Origin of the sequence: Psychrobacter sp. AOP30-A2-5 (assembly GCF_052378115.1) — a bacterium.
Lineage (GTDB): Bacteria > Pseudomonadota > Gammaproteobacteria > Pseudomonadales > Moraxellaceae > Psychrobacter.
Genome location: NZ_JBQSXK010000001.1, coordinates 349,400 through 365,625 on the forward strand (window position 1 = coordinate 349,400; position 16,226 = coordinate 365,625).

General features: G+C 43.9%; 15 protein-coding genes. 9 read left to right on the plus strand and 6 right to left on the minus strand.

All coding sequences use genetic code 11. The annotated features are described in order from the left end of the window. Positions 1-315: 315 nt before the first annotated feature. Positions 316-579 (plus strand): glutaredoxin 3, encoded by a 264-nt coding sequence (grxC, locus tag ACT3S4_RS01445; protein ID WP_045446994.1) that lies wholly within the window; start codon positions 316-318, stop codon positions 577-579. Positions 580-747: 168 nt separating this feature from the next. After that, positions 748-1,200 (plus strand): protein-export chaperone SecB, encoded by a 453-nt coding sequence (secB, locus tag ACT3S4_RS01450; RefSeq protein WP_045446997.1) that lies wholly within the window; start codon positions 748-750, stop codon positions 1,198-1,200. A gap of 241 nt (positions 1,201-1,441) precedes the next feature. Here secB and adk read toward each other — a convergent pair whose 3' ends face one another. From adk to ACT3S4_RS01480, 6 genes are all read right to left on the minus strand, one after another. After that, positions 1,442-2,098, minus strand: a complete 657-nt coding sequence (adk, locus tag ACT3S4_RS01455) for an adenylate kinase (RefSeq protein WP_444760259.1) — start codon at positions 2,096-2,098, stop codon at positions 1,442-1,444. Between the two features lie 220 nt (positions 2,099-2,318). Continuing rightward, positions 2,319-3,599, minus strand: a complete 1,281-nt coding sequence (gene ccmI / locus ACT3S4_RS01460) for a c-type cytochrome biogenesis protein CcmI (protein WP_193008326.1) — start codon at positions 3,597-3,599, stop codon at positions 2,319-2,321. Beyond that, positions 3,596-4,159, minus strand: a complete 564-nt coding sequence (locus tag ACT3S4_RS01465) for a cytochrome c-type biogenesis protein (RefSeq protein ID WP_426138662.1) — start codon at positions 4,157-4,159, stop codon at positions 3,596-3,598. Before ACT3S4_RS01465 ends, ccmI begins: the two co-directional genes overlap by 4 nt. Next, a complete protein-coding gene (locus ACT3S4_RS01470; RefSeq protein WP_055123790.1) occupies positions 4,156-4,815 on the minus strand; it encodes a DsbE family thiol:disulfide interchange protein in 660 nt (219 codons plus the stop codon). Before ACT3S4_RS01470 ends, ACT3S4_RS01465 begins: the two co-directional genes overlap by 4 nt. Position 4,816: 1 nt before the next feature. Beyond that, complete coding sequence (locus ACT3S4_RS01475) at positions 4,817-6,847, minus strand: heme lyase CcmF/NrfE family subunit (protein WP_443558434.1); 2,031 nt, start codon at positions 6,845-6,847, stop codon at positions 4,817-4,819. Between the two features lie 253 nt (positions 6,848-7,100). Next, positions 7,101-8,435 carry a hypothetical protein gene (locus ACT3S4_RS01480; protein WP_087815527.1) on the minus strand — a complete coding sequence of 445 codons (1,335 nt, stop codon included), beginning with the start codon at positions 8,433-8,435 and terminating at the stop codon, positions 7,101-7,103. Positions 8,436-8,913: 478 nt separating this feature from the next. Between ACT3S4_RS01480 and mrdA the strand changes: the two genes are divergently transcribed. From mrdA to ACT3S4_RS01515, 7 genes are all read left to right on the plus strand, one after another. Then, on the plus strand, positions 8,914-10,899 hold the full coding sequence (gene mrdA / locus ACT3S4_RS01485) for a penicillin-binding protein 2 (protein WP_443558432.1): 1,986 nt from the start codon (positions 8,914-8,916) through the stop codon (positions 10,897-10,899). 36 nt (positions 10,900-10,935) lie between these two features. Continuing rightward, the gene (gene rsmD, locus ACT3S4_RS01490) at positions 10,936-11,622 is read left to right on the plus strand and encodes a 16S rRNA (guanine(966)-N(2))-methyltransferase RsmD (protein ID WP_443558430.1); all 687 of its coding nucleotides are present in this window, start codon (positions 10,936-10,938) and stop codon (positions 11,620-11,622) included. 210 nt (positions 11,623-11,832) lie between these two features. Continuing rightward, entirely contained in the window at positions 11,833-12,261 is a 429-nt protein-coding gene (gene rplM / locus ACT3S4_RS01495; protein WP_045447009.1) for a 50S ribosomal protein L13, read from the plus strand. Between the two features lie 10 nt (positions 12,262-12,271). Next, complete coding sequence (rpsI, locus tag ACT3S4_RS01500) at positions 12,272-12,658, plus strand: 30S ribosomal protein S9 (protein WP_045451158.1); 387 nt, start codon at positions 12,272-12,274, stop codon at positions 12,656-12,658. A 231-nt stretch (positions 12,659-12,889) separates the two neighbouring features. Next, positions 12,890-13,981, plus strand: a complete 1,092-nt coding sequence (locus ACT3S4_RS01505; protein WP_444760260.1) for an LpxL/LpxP family acyltransferase — start codon at positions 12,890-12,892, stop codon at positions 13,979-13,981. A gap of 155 nt (positions 13,982-14,136) precedes the next feature. Further along, positions 14,137-15,237, plus strand: a complete 1,101-nt coding sequence (locus ACT3S4_RS01510; RefSeq protein WP_444760261.1) for a tryptophan--tRNA ligase — start codon at positions 14,137-14,139, stop codon at positions 15,235-15,237. Between the two features lie 158 nt (positions 15,238-15,395). Next, positions 15,396-16,202, plus strand: a complete 807-nt coding sequence (locus tag ACT3S4_RS01515) for a segregation and condensation protein A (RefSeq protein ID WP_201560177.1) — start codon at positions 15,396-15,398, stop codon at positions 16,200-16,202. The last annotated feature ends 24 nt before the right edge of the window (positions 16,203-16,226 follow it).

Here is a 16,226-nt window from a genome sequence, read left to right on the forward strand (position 1 = left end):
GCTATACTGCTGTTTAAAAAATATTTAGCCCGTATCAATTGGTATATGATTGAGGCGCGTTGAATATTCACAAATAAAAAAGACACCTTATCGATAGGTGTTTTTTTGTTTGTGGCATTTATGCTACCGTCAGCGCTTTTATACTCAAACATCTTGAATTTGCTCTACTCATCCCCACTTTAATAACGAGCATCACCGAATCTATCTTCAATTTACTTGCTGGTAACGGATTATAAGAATTTTTATCAAATAATTATTTATAATACTTTTTATAATAAAACGATTACCTTCTAAACTTATAAATAAGGATTTACCATGACTGTCGCTGTTAAAGTTTATACGACGCCTATCTGCCCATATTGCTCAAACGCCAAACAACTCTTAAAAACTAAAGGCGTTGACTATGAAGAAATTGGCATGCACGATATGAGCCGCGAAGAGCGTCAAGAATTAATGAAAAAAACCAATAACTATCGTACTGTACCGCAAATTTTCGTCGGTGAGACCTTTGTCGGTGGTTTTGATGAGCTCAATCAAATGAACCAACAAGGCAAACTTGACGAGCTATTAGCAGGTTAATCTGCTACTTTTCGTTGCTGTCTGTCTTTGCCTGTGCAATGATAGACAGCGGCAAAGATAAAAGAGAGTAATAAAAACATCCAGATTTTGTCTCGATTTATATTACAATGAACTTTTATTAAAATGACAGTTTGTCCAACTATTTGATTAACTTTTAGAGGATTTATCATGGCTGAAGAACAAGCACAACCACAATTAGCACTAGAGCGTATCTACGTAAAAGACATGTCACTTGAAGTCCCAGGCGCTAGTGTGTTCACCAAAGAGTGGAACCCAGAGCTTGATATCAATTTGTCTAGCAATGCTGAAAAACTCGATGACGATCATTATCAAGTCATCTTAACGGTGAGCGTTACAGCAAAAAATGCGGAAGAAGCGGCATTTATCGCTGAAGTGCATCAAGCAGGTATCTTCTTATTAAAAGACATCCCAGAAGACCAAATCGGTCAAATCTTAGGTGCATACTGCCCGAACGTTTTGTTCCCATATGCTCGTGAAGTCATCAGCGACATCGTAACGCGTGGTAGCTTCCCGCAGTTATTGCTAGCCCCTGTCAACTTTGACCAAGCTTACGCACAAAGCCAGCAACAAGCACAAGTTGATGCTGAAGGTAATGCATAAGTTTTAAGCAAAAATGTGCTAGCTTTATTCGCAGTATATTTTAATAAAAAAGCCGTTTACTCATTAGGAGTGAGCGGCTTTTTTGTGGATGCTGTTTAAGCGCTTACTCAAAAGAATCGTTGAGCAACGAGAGTTCTGCTTAGTAATATTGTGAGACATACAGTTAAAACCATTAGACATAAAAAAACCCTGCTAATAAACAGGGTCTTCAATCGCGTCATCAATTATTCGAAATCGATGATCAACCTTTTAACGCTGATAAAATTTGTTGCTTAACCTCATCGATGCCTTGCGTGCCATCAAACTTATCATAATTAGGGGCATCGGCACCTTCTTTGGCCTTGTCTTGATAAAAACCAACAAGCGCTGATGTTTGCTCATGATAAGTCGCTAGACGATCACGAATGGTAGATTCTTTATCATCTTCACGCTGGATTAGCGCTTCACCAGTCACATCGTCGATACCCTCAATCTTGGGTGGATTGTGATCAACGTGATAAACGCGACCTGAACCAGGATGTTGGCGACGACCAGATAAGCGCTTGACAATCTCGTCATCCGGCACACTGATTTCGATTACATGATCGATAGCAACGTCAGCATCTGCAAGTGCTTGAGCCTGTGGAATCGTACGCGGAAAACCATCCAAAATACAACCATTGGCACAATCAGGCTTAGCGATACGTTCTTTCACTAGGTTAATAATGAGGTCATCAGAAACCAAACCACCAGCATTCATGATGTCTTTGGCTTTTTTGCCAAGCTCGCTGCCTTCTTTGATTGCTGCACGCAGCATATCGCCAGTTGAGATCTGCGGGATATCATATTCTTTAGAAATAAACTGGGCCTGGGTACCTTTACCGGCGCCTGGTGGACCTAGCAAAATAATACGCATCATTACACGACTCTCCTTAATAGATAGGATTTTGGGACTAATAAAACTCAGGGATTGGTTGTTTGCCAAGCTACCTTACCTTGTGGCTTGGCAAAGCTCAAGTATTTTCATTATTTGCAGTGATAAGTTGTCATGACTTATCTGTTCATATAATGCTGTTGCGCGCTGCTGTATCGGACAACAGCGCTTACGTCAGAGGTGCTGACAACAACAGATATAAATACTATGGAATTTGTTGATTAATTTCAACATTGACCTGATTTTGTTCCGCACTAATCACCACTGGATTACCTGACAAATCCCCTGACTCTGCACTGGCAGTACCACTATGGCTGATACGAGCGATGACAGCCAACTGAACTTTATCCGCTCGAGCCGATTTCAAAGTACGTTCAGGCATCATGGCATCCAAATCGCTTAGGCTAATGCTGGCTTCACCTTGCTTGATGACACTGATAGGCAAACGTTTGGCAGCAAATGGTGGGCCACCATTGACATCACGTATAGCCACAAACAACACATCGTCGGCTTTGACTAACGGCAGCAGGCTAGCATTAATCGTAACAGTCACTTCAACACCTTCAGAGGCTTGCTGTTGCTGAGCGGTGACATTAGCACTTAGCTCATCTAGACTCGCCAATGCTTTGGTATGATCACCAGGTTTAGCCGCAATACTGTCACGTAGACGCTTAATCCAGCCTTGTGCTTGATCAAAATTACTACTCCGTGCCTCACCCATTGCCATGAGCATTTGCGCGCCCTCATGCTCTGGATTTTTAGCCAACACGTCTTGTAGCACTCGGCGACTATTAGCGTCTAATTGGCCTTTATTGGCAAAGAAGCTAATCTGTGCATAGGTGGTTGCAATCTCTTCATTGTCTGGTGACAAACGATAAGCACGCGACAAGGCTTCAATTGCGGAGTCAGTGGCTTCTAATGATAAGAATAATTCTGATAAACGCATCCAGCGATCTGGATCATCAGCATGACGATAGACATTGGTTTGCATGGCACTAATCAGCTGTTGACCATCTTCAATCGCCCAAGCAGGCGGCTGATCAATCTTACCCGTTAATAAGTCATCAGCCACTTGACCCACTTTGTCTTCAGCTGCCCAAAGCTCGAACACAGGCGTACGATCGCCGACCATCAAATACGCCATCGCTGCCAAGACAGGCACCCAGACAGTAATAATCAATCGGCTTTTGATGCCAGGCGCGACCATCGGTGTGACTTCACGCTGAGCATCCAATAACTGGCGTTCAAGCTCCAGTTTTTGGTTCTGGTAATGGCTGTCATCGATAGTGCCATTGTCTTTATCTGTTTTTAGTTCTGCTAGACGCTCACGGAACACAGCAACGTTGATATCCAAAAGCTGATTGTCCATAGGCTTTTCTGGCGAGCGTGATGCTCGCAGCCAAGGCATGATAGTAATAACAGCGAGTATTAGGGCGATGAGTAAGCTTAGAGCAATAAATAAGCCCACAGTAGAGAATATGGTCATTTTTTGTCCTTGAGGCTTGTAATATCATGGTCGTTTTTTTCATCGCTCGAAGCACGTGATAACAGACGATCAATCTCGGCTTTTTCGGCCGCAGATAGAGCAGCAGCCGTACTATTGACCGTTACCCCGCTTTCACCACTAGCGACAAGCTGACGTCGTTTGCTTTGCCAGAACCAGCCTATGAGTAAACTGATGAGTAATAGTGGCGGAAAAAACCACAAAATCCACGTTGATGGACGGACAGGCGGCTTATAAGTGATGAAATCGCCATAACGTTCCTGCATATAAGCACGAATCTCGCCATCACTACGACCATCTTTTATCAAATCATAGGTTTTTTGCTTTAGATCTTGAGCAATGGGCGCATCCGATCCTGCAAGATTTTGGTTTTGACATTTTGGGCAACGCAGCTCTTCGATGAGACCACGATATTGGGCTTCTTGCTGCACAGAATCAAAGTCATAAACCTCAATAGCAGCATAGCTTGCCATACTTATTAGACAAGCTATCAATAAGCTCGCGACTTTTAACGTAACGGCTGTTATTTTATTGGCTATCATTTACACGCCTCCGCAACCTGAGTCGGATCTGGACTGACGTTGTTATTATTGGCTTCATTGAGTACCATCAAGCAAGGCGTAATACGACTTTGCCAGTTGCTTTCATTGATCTCACCAATGATGTGCTGACGAATAATACCATTACCATCGACTACGAAAGTCTCAGGCGCACCCGTCAAACCTAAGTCCAAAGCAAACTGACCAGATAAATCCTGAATAGACATCGAGAACGGATCGCCACCTCGGTTTAAGTAGCCTAGAGCATCACCAATATCATCTTTATAGTTGACCCCGACCAGATTGACACCGCGCTCCTCTAGTTGCATAAGAAAAGGATGCTCAATAATACAAGTTGGGCACCAAGAGCCCCAAATGTTCATTAAAAAGGGCTTATCAGGCAGATTCTCATTGGTCATGATACGACTGGTATCTGATAATAATGGCAGCTCAAAAGCGGGCACTGGGCGCTCAAGTGCCGTATTGGTAACGATATCCGTCGGCTTACCCAAACGCAGATATAGCATGATGATTAAGCCAATGAAAACGATCAGTGGAATCAAAAACCATAGCTTAAGTTGCTTTTTATTCATGGTTTTCGTGCCACCTACCTTATCTTGCTTTGCATTCTGATCAGGGGATTGCTTTGATGTGCTCATATTAATTATCCCCTGTCTTTAATGCTGACGCATCCAAATCGGCGACGGTGGTAAAGCCTGCTTTATTCGCCGCAATTTGTGCAGGTGTCTTGGTTTTCTTAATACGATACCGATGATCAAGAATACTCAGTACTGCACCAAACGCCATAATCAGAGCGCCTAGCCATATCCAGCGGATAAGCGGTTTCACATAAATACGTACTGCCCATTCGTTGCTATCTTCGGCGATAGGTTCGCCCAGTGCCACGTAAACATCACGCATGAGGCTAGCATCAATCGCGGCTTCTGTGACTGGCATCATACTAATGATGTAATTACGTTTTTCAGGATACAGCGTAGTCACAGCACGGCCATCTTTGCTGATTTCAACCTCAGCTTGGGTGGCATCAAAGTTACTGCCTTTGACTTCACGAAAGCCTTTAACGGTAAAGTCATAGCCTTGGACATGAACACTATCGTTTGGTCCAAGCGCGACATCACGTTCAATACTTAACGTACTGGTAAATGCGACGCCGATGACGGCAATAATGACACCAATATGAGCGGTCTGTTGACCCCAATAGCTCAGACGTAACTGGCGTAACCCTTTAACAAAACTGGGTGCGTTTTTGGTTTTGTCTTTGAAATCAACCACCATCCATAGCAGTACCCAAAAACTGACCGCTAAGGTAACGCCAATATTAAGCATCGCAGACGGGCTCACAAAATACGTGATAACTGCTGCAAGCACTAAACTACTGGCTGCAATGACCATACCAGCGCCCAATAGCGGACGGCTGTCTTTTTTCCAGCGAATGTTCGAGCCCATACCCATTGCCACTAATATCAGCCACGTGAGCGGTACAAATAGCGCATTAAAGTAAGGAGGGCCGACAGACACCTGACCTAAATTAAAGGAGTCAGCAATGATAGGATAGAGCGTGCCGAGTAGTACGACCAAAGTCGAAATCAAAATAATAACGTTGTTAATGACTAAAAATGACTCGCGTGAGATCAGCTGATACTGACTTTCGACCGTTAAACGCCAACCACGTACCGCAAACATCAACAAGCCACCGCCGATGATCACACCGAGAATGACTAAAATAACCAGACCACGCGTTGGGTCTGCGGCAAACGAATGCACCGAGGTAATAACGCCAGAACGCACGAGAAAGGTGCCCAATAGACTGAGTGCAAAAGAAAAAATCGCCAGCATAATCGTCCATGCTTTAAAGACACCACGTTTTTCTGTGACCGCGAGCGAATGTAGCAGCGCGGTACCAGCCAGCCATGGCATCAATGAAGCGTTCTCTACTGGATCCCAGAACCACCAACCACCCCAGCCAAGCTCATAATAGGCCCACCATGAGCCAAGCGCGATACCAACGGTCAAAAAGCCCCAAGCCGCCAATGCCCACGGACGCGACCAGCGTGTCCACACTGCATCTAAACGACCTTCCCACAATGCCGCCATACAAAAGGCAAACGGCACGACCAAACCCACATAGCCCATATACAGCATCGGTGGATGAATAATCAAACCGAAATCTTGTAGCACAGGATTTAGATCCGCACCATCAACAGGCAAATTTGGTAATGTACGATCAAATGGCGACGAGGTAAAAATCAGCATCGCTAGCATCATCATCTGCACGCCAGCCAAAATTACCAACACTCGCGCACGCATAGACAGTGGCAAACCACGGCTAAAGTAAGAGACCAGCGCACACCAAGTAGCCATGATGGTCATCCAAAGCAGCAATGAACCCTCATGACCACCCCAAGTTGCCGACAGCTTATAATACCAAGGCAACAGCGTATTAGAATGCTGAGTGACATAGACGAGGCTGAAGTCATTATAATAAAAGCCTGCCATCAGCGCGGCAAATGATGTGATCATGGCAGCAAATTGTGCCCACGCCAGACTTGGTGCCAAACGCTGCCACGCAACGTGGTCACGCATAATACCGACGGTTGGTAATACCACCTGCAAAATCGCCAATATAAAGGCGGCTAGCAAGGCAAAATAACCCAATTCTGTGATTAACATACGGTCTAACCTTGTTTACCTTAATACGGTCATTGTTTATTTTAGGGATTGGTTTTTTAGGATATTCGAAAGCATCCAGTAATCGTTACTACGAGTATTTATACTGCTGATCTTTATTAGTATTATTTATTATAAAAGCGCCATTAGCCATTGCAGCTGAGGGCGCTTACAGCAAGGTACATTAGCGTCAACTTGTCACGTTTCTGTATCCACTCTGTATGCGATGTGTATAAAGGACATAAAAAATGCGTCATTACTGAATCGCAGGAAAAAACACTAAGACCAGATGCAACCAGCCTGCTAAAAACCCTGTCAAACCACCCAACACGATTAATGTCATTTCATCTTCACGAAAAGCGGGACGTAATAAGTTCTGAAACTCATCTGGCGTCAGCGCGCGAATACGGTCACGAAACAGCCCAAAAATTTTACTGGCACGGCTTTCATTGAGCTCAGGATCTCGCAATGGCACCATTGTCGCAACAATTGACTTATCAATGATGGTGTTTTTTAGCTGTCCATATTCGCGGCGACCCAAGCCTAGGCGCAGTGTCGTACTAATCACTGGCGACTCTAGCACTTTATATAAATGCGACTTCATCAACTCACGCGTTTGCGCAGCACGGTCGCCATACATCATCTCATTCATGATGTTCTCAAGCGTCACCAAATCTTTTACGACAATCTCAGCAAAAACCTCAGAAACCTCCTCTTGGCGTTTCATAAAACCGCCTTGCAAACGGTACTGGGCGATATGTGGTAATTGCGGTCTAATAAAGGGAAAGCGACTCTGGACGGCAAAAAACTTCACATAAGGAATAAATCGCGGCTCTACAGGGTTAAACACCATCCAAATAGCAATCCAATTGGTAAGAAAACCCCAAATAGCGGCAAAAAACGGCACTGTCCAATGCTGCGGCACCACCAAAAATATAAACATTTGGATAATACCGAAGACCAAACCAATCAAAGCACTGATATGCCAAATAAAATCGATCTCTTTTTGACCAACCTTCAAAAACATATTGACCATTAAACGACGATCACTTTCCATCGTGTTAACAATCATTTTGCGCATATCAACCAAGTCTTCGACGTTATGGGTCAAGTCAGTCACCAAAGACTGCATGATATTAGGCAGCTCTTGATGCGCTTGAGCGTAGACACGGCGCTTCAACGCATAAGGCAGATTACCCCACAGCGCTGGCGAATGGTCCAACATGATTTCATCAATCAATGCTTCAAGGTTTTTGTCCACGGTATCCGTGATAAATACCGCCATCTGCTCAGGCTCCATCGCCTGAAAAAACTCATCAAGCGAGCCAAGCTTTGACAGCGTTTGATCCACGATAACGCCTGATATCTTGCCAGCCTTTCGTGGGACGATACCTTGCCAGCCAATACCCGGCAACCCAAAAAACGGGAAGTTTGGAATACGAATACCCCGAAACTTAATCGGATAGAACAGCATTTTAAGCGCCATCCACACGTGTATCCATGTGACAAATGCGGTCACAGGCGGAATAGTCAGCATGGCAAAAAACTCTGGGTGTTCAGCTATTGTCTGCCACAATGAAGTTGCATCCATGACTTATCTTGCCCCTGACAGGTTAATTGTCGTCGCTAATTAAAAAGGATTAGCAAATTAGAACGCTTAACAAAAAGCCGCTCTGCCCATGATAATTATTATCAAATAAATCGCCTGATTTTAGCATACTTGCCATTCATTAGCACACGTCGAGCCTAGGTAAGTTGTGACTAGGGATGACACGTTTTACTATTACTTTCGATAGTAACAATATTAATATCATCTACAGGCGCTTTAGATAATAACGACCACAAAATAAATGGCGGTGTACTGCGGCGGCTCATTTGTTCTGTTATAATTTGTGATTGTATGACCGCACATCGCTGTATATAGATTGAGGGATTATTATTTCAACTCATATCAGTCCATGTAATTGAAATTCTTATTATTATCCTTTATGCTCGCCGCACTTTGGTGAACGACCCTGCCCTTTTACTCTCTTTTATTGACTCACTGACCGTTTGGGCTCTTACTTTCTATGAATAAACCGCTAACCCCCAATACTGAACAGGTCAATCGTGTTTTCACCAGTCGTATTATTATCCTTGGAATTCTGATATTTATTGGATTGAGCGGCTTGATCGTGCGTTATGGTTACCTGCAAGTCTATGCGCACGATAAGTATACGACGCAAGCAGACAATAACCGTATTAAACTGATCTCTGCACCGCCCAGCCGCGGCTATATTTATGATCGCAATGGGATCATATTGGCAGACAACCAGCCCGTATTTACGGCCATGTTAAGCCCTGATGAAGTCGAAAATCCAGAGCGTACGCTAAATTTGCTTGCGCCTATTTTTGAGCTAACAGATGAGAATATTACCGATATTTTAGCGCGACTGAGTAAAAGCAAAAACGATCCTGTGACCATCAAAATTGACTTAACCGATGCCCAATTGGCACAGTTTAGTGAGCGCAAACCCTTTTTTCGCGGTGTGACCATTCAAAGCAAGCTGACACGTTCATACCCTTATGACGAGCTATTCGCACACGTCATCGGCTATGTTGGGCGTATCAATGATAAAGAAACCAAACGCATTGACAAAGATCGCTACGCTGGCACTGACCTTATCGGTAAAATCGGTATCGAAGATTATTACGAGGACATATTGCTAGGGCAACCGGGTTATCAGTCGGTAGAAACCGATGCTCTTGGCAATATTTTGCGTCAATTAGACACTAAACCACCTGTAGCTGGTAATGACATTACGCTGAGCTTGGATTATGGCTTACAGCAAGTCGCCCAGCAGCAGCTAGACGGTCGTCGCGGCGCTATCGTGGCAATCGATCCAAAAAATGGCGACGTATTGGCGTTTGTCAGTAATCCAAGCTATGACCCCAACCCTTTTATCTCAGGCATCTCTTTTAAGGATTATGGCAATCTGCGTGAAGATTTGGATCAGCCGCTCTATAATCGTGCGCTACAAGGGACATACCCACCCGGCTCTACGATTAAACCTTTTGAAGGCTTAGGCGGCATTCATTATGGGCTGCGCAATTGGGAAACCACTATCTATGATCCCGGTTACTTTAGCTTACCAGGAGACTCACATCGATTCCGTGACTGGAAGCGTGGTGGTCACGGTACGGTAGATCTCAAAAAATCTATCGTGATGTCAGTGGATACCTATTATTATAAATTGGCTTATGAGATGGGTATTCAGCGCCTACATGATTGGATGGCACGTTTTGGATTTGGTGAACCAACAGGTATTGATTTGCCTAATGAAAAATCAGGAATTATGCCGTCACCAAAATGGAAAAAAGATACCTATGATAAAGGCTGGTTGCCGGGCGAAACCATCTCAGTCAGTATCGGGCAGGGTTATTTCTTAGCCACACCATTACAGATTGCCAATGCAACCGCCATGACAGCGAACAAAGGCTATCACATTACTCCGCATCTACTAAAAAGTAGCGATGGTGCAGCACAAGTTAACGTAATCACCAAACCCGATGGTAAAATCGAATATAACGGCAAACCGTCTGACTGGCTACGTATGCACGATGCGATGGAAGAAACCGTCAAGGCAGGTACCGGACGTGGGATTTATACGCCGCGCTATCGTATTGCGGGCAAAACGGGTACTGCGCAAGTCAAGTCCATTGCGCAAGGCAAACGCTATGATAAATCTGCCATAGACAAACGTCACTGGGATCATGCTTGGTTCAATGGTTTTGCACCCGTAGAAAATCCTGAGATTGCGCTTGCAGTACTGGTTGAAAACGGTGGCGGTGGTAGTGTGGTTGCAGCACCTATCGGTCGCGCACTATTTGACTACTGGATATTACAGCGCAAAAACGACCCTATCTTGCCACCAACGGCTGATCAACTAAAAGTCATCAAACGCCAAAAAGCTTTTGAAAAATTGATGCGTGATGCCCAGCGTGAAGAAGAAGAAAAAGTGCTAGAAGAAAAGGCAGAGGTGGAAGCAGCCACAGCCGCCACAACCTCTGAGTAAAAGTACGCTAAACCAGATACGGTAAATATAAATATTATGAAAAAATCTATAAGCAGCCGCGAGCATAGGAACAATCATAAGAACAAAAATATAGCTGCGGGCGACGTGCGGATCATTGGTGGTCAATTTAAACGCCGTGTTGTACGTTTTATCGACGCAGAGGGTCTACGTCCGACCCCAGATCGCTTGCGAGAGACGCTGTTTAGCTGGCTACTTCCTGATATTCATGGCGCTTATGTGCTTGATAGCTGTGCTGGTAGTGGTGTCTTAGGTTTTGAAGCACTGTCTCGTGGTGCCGCGCACGCCACCTTTATCGAAATAAATCCTGCGCAAAGTAATATGCTGCGTCAAAGTGCTGAACAGTTGCATCTGAGCGCTGATACTCATCAAATTATCCAAGGCACTGCAGAAAGAGTATTGATGCAAGAGCAGATTGTTCCGCGCCCTTTCAATATTGTATTCATCGATCCACCGTATGCTCAAGATCTGTGGCAACCTATTTTAATAGCACTGATTACCCAGTCGTTAATTGATAGTGAAACACTGATTTATCTAGAAGCGGATAAAGATTTAGAAAGTCAATTGAAGCAACTGGAAGAGACGCTTAATAAAAATCCAGATATCCAATCAGGTACTATTCAGCAAATAATCCGCTTTGAATGTGTGAAACAGACCAAGGTTGGACAAGTTGTTGCTGGACTTTATCGTTTATCATCGTCATAATTGTCGGGTTAATGCCTGCCATTAACAAATTTTACAAATGTTTAGAACCGCTAAAAACTGGCCAACGCTGCAGTTTAATGTATATAAGGCGAAAATAAACCCCAATGCAGCTTGCAAGCGTAGGCACTACTGCTTATAATGTGCAGTCTGTTTTTTGAGAGCCCCGTTCCCAGCTAAACTCTCAACGAATTCTAATTTTAAGGTTTTATCATGAAAACACTTAGTGCAAAACCAGCTGAAGTGACCCATGACTGGTATGTCGTAGATGCTGACGGCAAAACCCTTGGTCGCTTAGCCACTCAAATCGCTAGTCGCTTACGTGGCAAGCATAAGCCTTCTTTTACGCCGCACGTTGACACTGGTGACTTCATTGTTGTCATCAATGCTGATAAAATCACGGTAACGGGTAAAAAAGCGCAAGATAAAAAATACTATCGTCACAGTGGTTACCCAGGTGGTATCAAGGAAACCAACTTCAGTAAGTTGCTTGCACATAAGCCTGAAGATGTTCTACACAAAGCAGTTAAGGGTATGCTTCCAAAGGGCCCTCTTGGCTATGCGATGATCAAGAAGCTGAAGCTATATGCGGGTACTGAACATCCACATACTGCACAGCAACCTAAAGAACTAGACATCTAAGGATATACTTATGGAACGCAATTACGGAACTGGTCGCCGCAAGACGTCTACTGCTCGTGTCTTTTTAGCTAAAGGTACTGGTAGCATCGTTGTTAACGGTAAGCCACTTGATGAGTATTTTAGCCGTGAAACTTCACGTATGGTTGTTCGTCAGCCTCTAGAATTACTTGACTCACCTACTGCTTATGACCTTTACATCACTGTAAAAGGTGGCGGTATTAGTGGTCAAGCTGGCGCAATCCGTCACGGCATCACGCGTGCATTGATTGAGCTAAACGAAGCCAACAAACCTGCACTAAAAGCAGCTGGCTTTGTTACTCGTGACTCACGTCAAGTTGAACGTAAGAAATTGGGTCTACGTAAAGCACGTAAACGTCCACAATTCTCGAAACGTTAATCAAAGCTATCTCTTATCTTTTTGTGGCTGTTGTCTTTATCTCAGAGCGACAGTCACAATCTTAAAGAAAAGAGTAGATTTGCAAAACCTTATAAGCTGTTCGCAGCTTATAAGGTTTTTTTATGGCTGATGACTTTTGCATTTGCTCGTGATTTTGTGCGTAAACCACCTTGCAAAGCAATGCTGACTACCCCATCATGATGATAACTTTTCATTATTAGTAACAATTTTATGAAAGCGCCTGAACAATACGACCCCAGCAAACCATCTACCAAAAGCAGCCTGCCACCATCAAGTACGCAGCAGCCTGCTAAGTCCCCAGCGATCCCTGCTGGCATGCCAACGATTACCCAAAATCATAAGCGCACAGCACCCATTGAAAAAAAGCCTTTTCAATGGCAGTTTTTATTGCCTAAATATTGGGGCATTTGGCTATTGGCAGCAATGATCTTACCCATCATATATTTGCCACTACGTTGGCAGTTTTGGCTGGGACGTCAGCTGGGCATATTTATCTATAAAATAGCAGGCTCACGTCGGCGTGATACGCTTATCAACTTGAAACTGGCTTTTCCAGAAAAACCAGACGTCGAGCGCGAATTAATGGCAAAACAAGTCTTTGTCAATCAGGGCATTGGCGTGTTTGAAACTTTATGTGCTTGGTATCGTCCAAATGTTTTTACTCGTACCGTTTCAATTTCGGGATTACAGCACGTTGTCAATGCACAGAATGAGGGTCGTCCTGTCATTTTACTGGGCGCTCATTATACGATGCTTGATCTGGGCGGCATGCTCTGTACACAATTTTTTCCGATGGATGGGATGTATCGTCCGCAGAATAACGCGCTACTTGATTGGTTTGTTTATAATGGTCGTGCCAGTATTCTTAGCAAGCAAATAGCCAGTCGTGACATGCGCAGTTTTGTTGAGTCAATTAAAGCTGGTCACGTGATTTGGTACTCACCTGACCAAGATTATGGTCTAAAACAAGGCGTCATGGCACCATTCTTTGGTGTGCCAGCAGCGACTATTACAGCATCACGGCGCATGGCAAAATTGGGCGACAAGGCACATCCACCCGCATTAATGGCGCTGCATACTTACCGGCAGACACCAGACAGCTTACCCAAAGGCAAACGCCCGCACTATCATCTAACGATTACCCCAGAAATTAAAAACTATCCAAGTAACGATGAATTGGCTGATGCGACGCGAGTCAATGAGTTGCTAGAGGGATTGATTCGTATTGATCCCACTCAGTGGATGTGGTTCCATCGTCGCTTCAAAAACGGTCCTGATGGTCGTACTGATATCTATAAGTAAGCGTGTATTGCTACGAAAAATCGTCAGAAAATTTGCTATACTTTGCAGCTTATATTTCTTATATTACCTACATATAAATAACAATGAATTTATAATAAATTGAAAAACAAAACTTTTATAAATAAAACCTTGATGAACCAAATAATGGATTTACCATGAATAACACTCATACTTCTGATAACCAAAGTTCTGACAACCAAGCTCCTGATCACTCAACGCAAGCCAAGCGCATTTTGACGGGCATCAAACCGACGGGTACCTTGCATTTAGGAAATTACGTTGGCGCGATTCGTCCAGCCATTCAGTCTATCCAAAACAGTGATGACGAAGCATTCTTTTTTTTAGCAGATTACCATGGCATTATCGGTTGTTATGATCCTGCTATTATTCACGAATCGACCAAAGCCATTGCAGCGACTTGGCTTGCCTGTGGACTTGATCCTGAGCGCGTCACTTTTTACCGTCAATCAGATGTGCCGGAAATACCAGAGCTTGCTTGGATTTTGAACTGCTCATGTGCCAAAGGTTTAATGAATCGTGCTCATGCTTATAAAGCAGCTGTTGATATTAATATGAAAAAAGAAGACGTCGATCCTGATCAAGGTATTAATATGGGATTGTTTGGCTACCCTGTACTCATGGCAGCAGATATCTTGATGTTTAATGCCACACATGTACCTGTCGGTCGCGACCAAATTCAGCATGTTGAAATGGCACGTGATATTGCTGGTACCTTTAATCATCGCTATAAAACGCTCTTTACCTTACCATCTGCCGTTGTAGATGACGATATCCCATTACTAACGGGTTTGGATGGTCGCAAGATGAGTAAGAGCTATGGCAATACCATTCCGCTATTTGGTGATTCTAATCCACAAGTTAGCGCCGAAAAGCAGATGCATAAAGCCATCATGAAAATTGTGACCAACTCACAATTACCTGCTGAGCCAAAAGATCCTGACGATTCGGCTATTTTTGAGATTTACAAAGCCTTTGCTACTCCTACAGAAATTGCTGATATGCGCGCGCAGTTTGCTGCTGGTATTGGCTGGGGCGATGCCAAGCAAGCCCTGTTTGAGAAAATAAATACGGAAATAGCACCCTTCCGCGCGCGTTATGAGCATCTTATGGCTAACCCAAAAGAGCTAGAAGAAATCTTACAAATGGGGGCAGAAAAAGCCCGTCGTCATAGCCGTAAGCAACTAGACAAGACTCGTCGTGCCATTGGTATCCGTCCACTTGCCAAACTTAAATAATCATTTGATTATGTTAACCAAGATGGATGCTAAGCGTGCAGACTGAGCTAAAAAATGAACAAGCGGCTTTACCAAAAGCCGCTCTTCTTCTAACTGTGCCTCAAGCCTCTGATTCTTTAGATACTAAGCGCGCACACGACGGCTCAGTTATTAATGATATGTCTTTACGCATTTACCAGACATCCGTACAACATCTACCAGAAGATCTCTATGTGCCGCCGCAAGCCTTTGCCATTTGGCTTGAGCAGTTTGCCGGACCATTAGATTTCTTGCTATATCTGGTCAAAAAAAATAACGTTGATCTGACCCAAATGCCTATACTACCCATAACGGAGCAGTATTTGGCTTACATCAGCGAATTAGATACCGAGCATTTTGAATTGGCAGGCGATTATCTGTTGATGGCGTCCACGTTGATTGCCATTAAAACCGAGCTATTGCTGCCCAAGCCTGAAACTCCGAGCGATGAGCGTGATCCAAAAGCAGAACTGATTGAGCGCCTTGAAGAATATGCGCAAATCAAAGTAGCCAGTCAACGCTTAGATAATCTGGTACGTCTTGAGCGTGATGTGTTTTTAGCCATGGTCAGTATGCCCGGTCAAGACGCCATGAATGCGGAACTACCTAGCTATTCGCCAAACCTTTTGATTGACAGCCTGTTTAAAATGCAACTGCAGCCCGATTATCAAATGCATACCATCAAAGTCGATGCTGTTCCCCTTGCTGATCGTATTGCCAGTATTAGCCGACAGCTCAGTACGGATGGCGAGCGCTCTTTTTATGAGCTACTAGATAAAACACAAGGTAAAATAGGTGTGGTTGTCAGCTTCGTCGCCATACTAGAGCTGATAAAACGACAGTTGGTTGGTATTATAAATACTGATTTAGAAAGTCATCCTACTACTGACAATAATGATGCTGAAGACCGTCATATTAAACCCTTAACGTTACAGTGGTTGGCATAGTTATTATTCACCTATCTATTCCTA

Coding starts and splice junctions, on each gene's coding strand:
- ACT3S4_RS01465 (WP_426138662.1), bottom strand. CDS start 4,159: ATGATAGCCAATAAAATAACAGCCGTTACGTTAAAAGTCGCGAGCTTA.
- secB (WP_045446997.1), top strand. CDS start 748: ATGGCTGAAGAACAAGCACAACCACAATTAGCACTAGAGCGTATCTAC.
- ACT3S4_RS01505 (WP_444760260.1), top strand. CDS start 12,890: ATGAAAGCGCCTGAACAATACGACCCCAGCAAACCATCTACCAAAAGC.
- ccmI (WP_193008326.1), bottom strand. CDS start 3,599: ATGACCATATTCTCTACTGTGGGCTTATTTATTGCTCTAAGCTTACTC.
- rplM (WP_045447009.1), top strand. CDS start 11,833: ATGAAAACACTTAGTGCAAAACCAGCTGAAGTGACCCATGACTGGTAT.
- ACT3S4_RS01470 (WP_055123790.1), bottom strand. CDS start 4,815: ATGAGCACATCAAAGCAATCCCCTGATCAGAATGCAAAGCAAGATAAG.
- mrdA (WP_443558432.1), top strand. CDS start 8,914: ATGAATAAACCGCTAACCCCCAATACTGAACAGGTCAATCGTGTTTTC.
- rsmD (WP_443558430.1), top strand. CDS start 10,936: ATGAAAAAATCTATAAGCAGCCGCGAGCATAGGAACAATCATAAGAAC.
- ACT3S4_RS01510 (WP_444760261.1), top strand. CDS start 14,137: ATGAATAACACTCATACTTCTGATAACCAAAGTTCTGACAACCAAGCT.
- ACT3S4_RS01480 (WP_087815527.1), bottom strand. CDS start 8,435: ATGGATGCAACTTCATTGTGGCAGACAATAGCTGAACACCCAGAGTTT.
- grxC (WP_045446994.1), top strand. CDS start 316: ATGACTGTCGCTGTTAAAGTTTATACGACGCCTATCTGCCCATATTGC.
- ACT3S4_RS01515 (WP_201560177.1), top strand. CDS start 15,396: ATGTCTTTACGCATTTACCAGACATCCGTACAACATCTACCAGAAGAT.
- adk (WP_444760259.1), bottom strand. CDS start 2,098: ATGATGCGTATTATTTTGCTAGGTCCACCAGGCGCCGGTAAAGGTACC.
- rpsI (WP_045451158.1), top strand. CDS start 12,272: ATGGAACGCAATTACGGAACTGGTCGCCGCAAGACGTCTACTGCTCGT.
- ACT3S4_RS01475 (WP_443558434.1), bottom strand. CDS start 6,847: ATGTTAATCACAGAATTGGGTTATTTTGCCTTGCTAGCCGCCTTTATA.